This window comes from Bacillota bacterium, from assembly GCA_023511835.1.
Lineage (GTDB): Bacteria > Bacillota > Sulfobacillia > JAIMAT01 > JAIMAT01 > JAIMAT01.
In genome coordinates, this window is sequence record JAIMAT010000108.1 from 1 (window position 1) to 5,451 (window position 5,451).

6 protein-coding genes are annotated in these 5,451 nt (G+C 72.3%); 2 read left to right on the forward strand and 4 right to left on the reverse strand.

The annotated features are described in order from the left end of the window. From K6U79_10730 to dnaG, 4 genes are all read right to left on the reverse strand, one after another. Positions 1 to 659: M20/M25/M40 family metallo-hydrolase (locus K6U79_10730; GenBank protein MCL6522825.1), on the reverse strand; the 659-nt coding region annotated here is incomplete at its 3' end. Positions 660 to 779: 120 nt separating this feature from the next. After that, on the reverse strand, positions 780 to 1,583 hold the full coding sequence (locus tag K6U79_10735; GenBank protein MCL6522826.1) for a creatininase family protein: 804 nt from the start codon (positions 1,581 to 1,583) through the stop codon (positions 780 to 782). Positions 1,584 to 1,713: 130 nt separating this feature from the next. After that, positions 1,714 to 2,868 carry an RNA polymerase sigma factor RpoD gene (gene rpoD, locus K6U79_10740; GenBank protein MCL6522827.1) on the reverse strand — a complete coding sequence of 385 codons (1,155 nt, stop codon included), beginning with the start codon at positions 2,866 to 2,868 and terminating at the stop codon, positions 1,714 to 1,716. After that, positions 2,861 to 4,729 (reverse strand): DNA primase, encoded by a 1,869-nt coding sequence (gene dnaG, locus K6U79_10745; GenBank protein ID MCL6522828.1) that lies wholly within the window; start codon positions 4,727 to 4,729, stop codon positions 2,861 to 2,863. Before dnaG ends, rpoD begins: the two co-directional genes overlap by 8 nt. Positions 4,730 to 4,867: 138 nt before the next feature. On the opposite strand from dnaG, the gene K6U79_10750 reads away from it, so the two are divergent. Both K6U79_10750 and rpsB read left to right on the forward strand, forming a co-directional pair. Continuing rightward, on the forward strand, positions 4,868 to 5,008 hold the full coding sequence (locus K6U79_10750; protein ID MCL6522829.1) for a CHAP domain-containing protein: 141 nt from the start codon (positions 4,868 to 4,870) through the stop codon (positions 5,006 to 5,008). A 179-nt stretch (positions 5,009 to 5,187) separates the two neighbouring features. Continuing rightward, positions 5,188 to 5,451 (forward strand): 30S ribosomal protein S2 (gene rpsB, locus K6U79_10755; protein ID MCL6522830.1); only part of this gene is annotated, 264 nt, incomplete at its 3' end.

Genomic DNA, 5,451 nt, shown 5'->3' on the forward strand with positions numbered 1-5,451 from the left:
CGGAAGCGGCGGATGCCGACGATGCCGCGCACCACGCCGACGGGGACGCCCATACGGTCGAGCCGGCCTCCCTGCTCCACATGGATCTCCACGTAGCAGGCCAGCTCGCCCGGCCGCCGGGCCGCCTCCGCCAGCCGGCGCGGGTCGAGGCCCGCCTCTCGCATGGCGTCGCCCACGTCGCTCTCGCGCTCCGCGAAGGCGGGCTCCAGCAGGCCGGCCATGGCGCGGCTGCCAAAGAGGCCGCCGCCGATGCGTCCCTCCTCGTCGGCGAAGACCAGCACCTCCAGCGGGTGGCGGAGCGGTGCGCCCGCCCGGCGGAGCGCGTCCGCCACCTCCACCGCCGCCAGGACGCCGTAGGCGCCGTCCAGGGCGCCCCCGTGGGGCACCGTGTCGATGTGGGAGCCCAGGGCGACGGCGCCCCCCTGGGCACCCGGTACGTCCAGCCGGCCGATCAGGTTGCCGGCCGCGTCCACGCGGACGGCCAAGCCGGCCTCGCTCATCCAGGCGGCGACGCGGGAGCGCGCCTCCATCCAGGCCGGCCCGTAGGTGGGCCGGTTGATGCCGCCGCCCTGCGCCTCCGGCAGGCGCCCCACCCTGCCCAGCTCCTCGATGCGCTCGAGGAGCCTCTGGCCGTTGATCGTGGCAGCCACCGCCGACAATGGGCCTCCCCCCTTGCTCCGCCCCGGCGTTTGCGTCTAGCTTACGCGTTTCCGGCCCGCCCCGACTTTGCGGGCCGCCCCGCGGCCCACGCGGGCCGCGGGCGAGGGCGCCGCGGCCACCTATCCCGCCCAGGCCAGAAGCGGGGAGACATCCTCGCCGCGCAGGTGGCGCAGGACGGCCTCGCTGTAGACCGGCTCGTAGCGACTCCACCAGAGGTCGCCCGCCGCGCGGCTGGCAGCAGCCGGCCGCCCGGTATAGCCCAGCCCTTCGCCCAGCTCGCGGAAGGAGCGGAGCTGGCGGAGACGGGAGAAAGGCGCCGGAACGGGCGGCAGGCGGCGCGCCTCGTCGAGCCGGACCAATTCGGGCGCCACGGCCAGGAGGTAGCTGGCCTCGATCATGCCGGCGTGCGAGTCGCCCGCGGCCGCCTCTCCCCAGAGGGCGACCGGGTCGCCGCCGGCCAGGTCGCGCAGTACCAGCGCCTCGTAGCCGTGCAGCGCACGCGCGTCCTCAGCCTCGTTGACGTTCCGGCAGGCCTCGTCCAGGGCGCGGATAAAGGGCGGGTCCAGGTGGCAGCTGGTCACCACCAGCGAGCGGAAGCCGTGGTGCGCGAAGGAGGTGAGGAGATCCGTGACGAAGCCGGCCAGATGCTCGCGCCGGATGGAGACCGAGCCGGGGAAGTCGCGCGCCAACGGCGCCGTCCCGTAGGGAAGCGTCGGGCAGAGGAGGACGTCGTAGCCCGCCTCCAGCAGGCGTGCCGCCAGCCTCCGCTGCATGGCCTCGGCGTTGAAGACATCCGTCCCCAGCGGCAGGTGCGGCCCGTGCTCCTCCATCGGCCCCGCCGCCAGGCAGACCACGGTCCGCTCCGGCTCCAGCGCCGCCACCTCCGTCCAGGTGGCGCGCGCCAGCTCGACGTACCGGCTCATCGGCCCAGGCCCCCCGTCCTCCGGCTCGCGGTGGGCTCCCTCTTCGCCCCCGGCGCCACTCCTCCTCCCGCAGGCGCGCGGAGGGCGCCCCGGGGGCGCCCTCCCAAGAGCCGGCCGCTCATCTCCCGCCTCACTCCAGGTAGTCCTTCAGCTTCTTGGAACGGCTGGGGTGGCGCAGCTTGCGCAGCGCCTTGGCCTCGATCTGCCGGATGCGCTCGCGCGTCACGCCGAAGACCTGGCCCACCTCCTCCAGCGTCCGCGGGCGGCCGTCGTCCAATCCGAAGCGGAGGCGGAGTACCTCCTGCTCCCGCTCGGTCAGCGTGTGCAGCACCTCCTCGAGCTGCTGCTTGAGGAGGCTGTAGCTGGCCGCCTCCGCGGGAGCGGGCGCGTCCTCGTCCTCGATGAAGTCGCCGAGGTGCGAATCCTCTTCCTCGCCGATCGGCGTCTCCAGCGAGACCGGCTCCTGGGCGATCTTCTGAATCTCGCGCACGCGATCGGCGTCGATGCCCATGGCCTCGCCGATCTCCTCCGGCGTCGGATCGCGCCCCAGCTCCTGGAGCAGCTGGCGCTGGACGCGGACCAGCTTGTTGATGGTCTCCACCATGTGCACCGGGATGCGGATCGTCCGCGCCTGGTCCGCGATGGCCCGGGTGATCGCCTGGCGGATCCACCAGGTGGCGTAGGTGCTGAACTTGTAGCCCTTGCGCCAGTCGTACTTCTCCACCGCCTTGAGCAGGCCCAGGTTCCCCTCCTGGATCAGGTCCAGGAAGAGCATGCCGCGCCCGACGTACCGCTTGGCGATGCTGACCACCAGGCGCAGGTTGGCCTCGGCCAGCTGGCGCCGCGCCTCCTCGTCGCCGGCCTCGATGCGCTTGGCCAACTCGATCTCCTGCTGTGCGGTGAGGAGCGGGACCCGTCCGATCTCCTTGAGATACATGCGGACGGGATCGTCGATGGCCACGCCGTCCGGCGACTCCAGCTCCTCGTCGCCGGCCAGCTCGCCCGGCTTGGTGTCGGCCGGCGTCTCCTCGCCGGCCACCGCCTGCGCCAGGTCGGCGGCCTCCTCCAGGCCTTCCAGGTCCTCCTGCGGCTCCTCCTCGCCCTCGTCGATGACCTCGACGCCCAGGTCGGAGAGCGCCTGGTAGACGTCGTCGATCTGGCTGGGCGTCAGGCCGCTCTCCTGCAGGCCGTCGCTCACCTCGCGGTAGGTGATGTGGCCGCGGTCCTTGGCCCTCTCCAGGAGTGCCCGGACGTCCGCCGCCTGCACGATCTCCTTCTCAGCCATTCCCTCTCCCCCCTCTCTCCGCGGGGATCGGGCCCTCGCCCCACCACGCACCGGCACCGGCGGCCAGGCGCGCCCGTAGCCTCACCTGCTCATCCAGCTCCCGCAACAGTTCCGTACAATCACTCCCGCTTCGCTGTCGCGCCTCGATCTCGGCTCGAAGCTGCGCGATCCGCCGCTCGACGGGAATCCGCCCGAGGACCCGCAGGCTGTCCGCGAGCGCGCGCTCCGGATCGGCATCCGGCGTCTCGTCCAGGGCGGCCTGCGCCAGCAGCGTCAGCGCCTCCCGCTCGCCCTCCGCCTCCAGTCTACGCGTCGCAGCGGCAGGATCCCCGCCCGCCACCCGGAGCGCCTCGACGGCTCGTCGTTCGGCATCCGCCGGTATAGCACTCACGTCGAGCCCGTCAAGCCGTGAAACGAGTTCAGGATGGTGGCAGATCACTCTCAACAGGGTTTTCGTCGCAGCGAGGCCTATTCCTGCCCATCTATCGCCCGCTCTCTGGCTCGCGCGCGTCTGGATGCGCGAAACGCGTTCGTTAGTATAGCGAATCGTCCTTCGATTATGTGATGCGGATCGCGCGCCCGCCTGGCTTTCGATCTTTCGCCGGACCTCCAGTTCGACGGCCCTCTCGTCCACGCCCAGCTGCTGCGCCAGCCAGCGGACGCCCTCGCTGCGCCGGAGCGGATGCCGCTCCGTGGCCAGCAGGCCGGCCATGGTCTCGGCCACCTGGACGCGGCTCTCCCAGTCGTCCAGCCGCCGTCCCCGCACCAGCAGCCGGAAGCGGTACTCAAGCCAGGGGCGTGCCGCCTCCAGCGCGGCAGCGAAGGCTTCCGGACCGCGCCGGCGGATCAGCTCGTCGGGGTCCTTGCCCTCCGGCAGCTCGGCCACGCGCAGCCGGAGCCCCGCCGCCCGAAGCAGCTCCAGCCCACGCAGCGTGGCCTCCTGGCCGGCGGCGTCGGCGTCGTAGCAGATGACGACCTCCTCCGCCAGACGGCGCAGGATCTGCGCCTGTTCGGCGGTGAGCGCCGTCCCCAGCGAGGCCACCGTCTCCTCGAAACCCGCCTGCTGGGCCGTCAGGGCGTCCATATAACCTTCGACGAGGACGGCGCGCCCGCGGTTCCGTATGCGTGGAGCCGCGCGGTCCAACCCGTAGAGGATCCGCCGCTTGGAGAAGATCTCGCTCTCGGGCGAGTTGAGATATTTGGGCTGCCCCTCGCCCAACAGGCGGCCGCCGAAACCGGCCAGGCGGCCGCGCTCGTCCCGGATGGGAAAGATCAGCCGCTCGCGGAAGCGGTCGTAGAGGCCGTGCTCGCCCTCGGCCAGGAGCCCGGCCGCCAGCGCCGGGCCGGGATCGAGGCCCGCCCGCTCCAGCCTCTGCAGCAGCCGGTTGCCGCCCGGCGCCCAGCCCAGGCCGAAGGCGCGCACGCTCTCCGCGCCCACCGCCCGCGCCTCCAGATAGCGCCTCGCCGCCCCGCCCTCCGGCGCCCGCAGCCACTCCTGGTACCAGCCGGCGGCCAGTTCCAGCACCTCTTCCATGGCGCGCCGGCGCCGCCGCCGCTCCCGCTCGCGCGGGTCGGCGGGCTCGTCCAGCTCGATGCCGGCGCGCCGCGCCAGCCGCTCCAGCGCCTCGCGGAAGCCGATCCCGTCCCGGCGCATCAGGAAGCTGAAGACATCCCCCGAGGCCTGGCAGCCGAAGCAGTGGAAGAGCTGCTTCTCCGGCGAGACGGTGAAGGAGGGCGTCTTCTCGTGGTGGAAGGGGCAGAGGCCGACCCAATTGCGACCCTGGCGGCGGAGCCGGACCGTCTCGGAGACCAGCTCCACCAGGTCCGTCGCCCGGCGGACCCGCTCGACGTCGTCCGTCATGGGACGACCACCCTCCCGTCCGTTCACCAAGCCTTCCGCACCCGTTCGTCCTTTCCTTCCCGCGGGCGCGGGCCGTCGGGAGAGAGGGGGCGCCCCCCCCCAAAGGCGGGCGCCCCCCAACCACGCCCCGGCGCCCTCGTGGTCTGGGACGAACATGTCGGCATCGTCGAGGCGGTGCTGCCCGACGGACGGATCAAGACGATCGAGGGCAACACCTCCGACCGCGTCGCCGAACGTGTCCACGACCGTGCCGGGATCGTCGGGTTCGTGCGCATGTAACACCTGCCCACGCTCGCACGGCACGGCGCGGCACCACGCGTGCCAGTCGCCCTCACGTATCCTTGCCACGTCTCTGTAGGCGACCTCCGCGTTGCGGCAGGCGGCCCTGCCCGCTAGTCGGGTCCCGTCTGCGGGCGCGGAGCTGGCACCACCCACGCAAGTCGAAAAAGGGAGTCGATGTGCGAGAGATCGGCATAAAGGAGCTGCTCGAGGCCGGGGTTCACTTCGGCCACCAGACGCGCCGCTGGAACCCGAAGATGCGGCGCTTCATCCACGGCGAGCGCAACGGCATCCACATCATCGATCTCACCCAGACCGAGCCGCTTTTGCGTCGCGCCCAGGAGTTCGCCCGCGACGTCGCCGCGCGCGGCGGCACGGTGTTGTTCGTAGGCACGAAAAAGCAAGCGCGCGAGCCGCTCGAAGAGGCCGCTCGGCGCTGCGGG

Coding starts and splice junctions, on each gene's coding strand:
- rpoD (MCL6522827.1), bottom strand. CDS start 2,868: ATGGCTGAGAAGGAGATCGTGCAGGCGGCGGACGTCCGGGCACTCCTG.
- dnaG (MCL6522828.1), bottom strand. CDS start 4,729: ATGACGGACGACGTCGAGCGGGTCCGCCGGGCGACGGACCTGGTGGAG.
- K6U79_10735 (MCL6522826.1), bottom strand. CDS start 1,583: ATGAGCCGGTACGTCGAGCTGGCGCGCGCCACCTGGACGGAGGTGGCG.